Origin of the sequence: Arthrobacter sp. HMWF013, assembly GCF_003061105.1 — a bacterium.
Lineage (GTDB): Bacteria > Actinomycetota > Actinomycetes > Actinomycetales > Micrococcaceae > Arthrobacter.
The window spans coordinates 1-1,421 of sequence record NZ_QAIQ01000024.1 but is presented as its reverse complement, the minus strand read 5'-3'; the positions used below and the strand labels follow the sequence as shown (position 1 = coordinate 1,421).

Below are 1,421 nucleotides of genomic sequence, written 5' to 3'. Positions count from 1 at the left end.
GTCCGGCGCTATGAAGCTGCAGGCGCGGTAGTCTCCCGCCTCAGCACCCCGCAGGGCGCCAGCCACGACGGGCCGCTCCCCGAGCGCCCGTTCCTGGTCGCAGCGGTCGACGACGGCCAGCCCGGCTGGGAGGCCCTGCTGGAGAGGTGCCGCACCACCGGCATCCCGGTCGCCGTCGAACCTGCCGCCGGCCCCGCGGGCCACGTCACCCTGGTGGGTGGCGGCCCCGGAACCACTGAACTGCTGACCGTGGCAGCCGTGAAGGCACTCCGCGATGCCGACGTCGTCTTCTATGACCGGCTGGCCCCCTACCAGGAGCTGCCGTCCCTGACCTCGGCCGAGCTGATCGACGTCGGCAAGAAGCCCGGCCACCACAAAGTCAGCCAGACCGATATCGAGAAGCTGATGGTTGCCTCCGCCCTGGAAGGCAACAACGTGGTCCGGCTCAAGGGCGGCGATCCCTACGTCTTCGGCCGCGGCGGCGAAGAAGTGGCGTCCTGTGTTGCGGCGGGCGTCCCCGTCCGCGTGATCTCCGGTGTCACCAGCGCCATCTCGGTGCCGGCTGCGGCCGGTATTCCGGTGACCCACCGCGAAGTAAGCCACATGTTCACCGTGGTCTCCGGGCACGCCCCGCTGACCCACAAGGAGCACACCCACCTGGCCGGGCTGGGCGGCACCATCGTTGTCCTGATGGGCATCGGAACCCTGCACCAGCTCGCAGCCGGGCTCCGCAAGGCGGGAATGCGCAACGACATGCCCATGGCCGTCGTCGAACGCGGCTACCGTCCGGGGCAGCGCACCACCATCGCGGATCTGGGCACCATCACGTCCGCCGCAGCCGGCTGCAGCAACCCCGCTGTGCTGGTCATCGGCGAGGTGGTTCGCGTGGCTGAGGCCAACCGCGGGCATGCCGAGGCCGCCGCCGACCTGGACCGGCTGGCGGCCTCGCTGCTGGGCTCGTGAAAGGATTGACCCCCATGAACGCACTCGCACCGACCGAAGCTCCCGGGGCTCCCCCGGCCCAGACTGAGGAAGCGTCCGGGCGGGAGTCCGCGGATTCGCCACTTGAGGGTTTCCGCATCGGCGTCACCTCCCACCGGCGCTCCCAGGACCTGATCGAGGCCCTGGAACGCCGCGGCGCCGAGGTGCTGCACGCCCCCGCACTGAAGATCGCCCCGGTGCAGGAGGACATCCGCCTCATTGAGGACACCAAGGCAGTCATCGCCGCCAAACCCGACCTGTGCATCGCCACCACCGCTTACGGCATGCGCCGCTGGTGTGAAGCGGCGGACTCCTTCGGGATCGGTGAGCAGCTGCTGGAAACCCTTGGAAACTGCCGGATGTTCGTCCGCGGACCCAAAGCCCGTGGTGCCGTACGCGCGGCGGGCCTTGCCGACGTCGGGATCAGCAGCGACGAAACC

At 69.8% G+C, this 1,421-nt stretch carries 2 protein-coding genes; both read left to right on the top strand.

The genetic code is table 11. The features are described from left to right. Window positions 1-963, top strand: a 963-nt coding sequence (cobA, locus tag DBR22_RS01025) for a uroporphyrinogen-III C-methyltransferase (RefSeq protein ID WP_108597379.1), incomplete at its 5' end; no start/stop codon positions are given. Between the two features lie 14 nt (window positions 964-977). After that, the coding region (locus DBR22_RS01020; protein ID WP_181364972.1) for a uroporphyrinogen-III synthase at window positions 978-1,421 on the top strand (444 nt) is incomplete at its 3' end.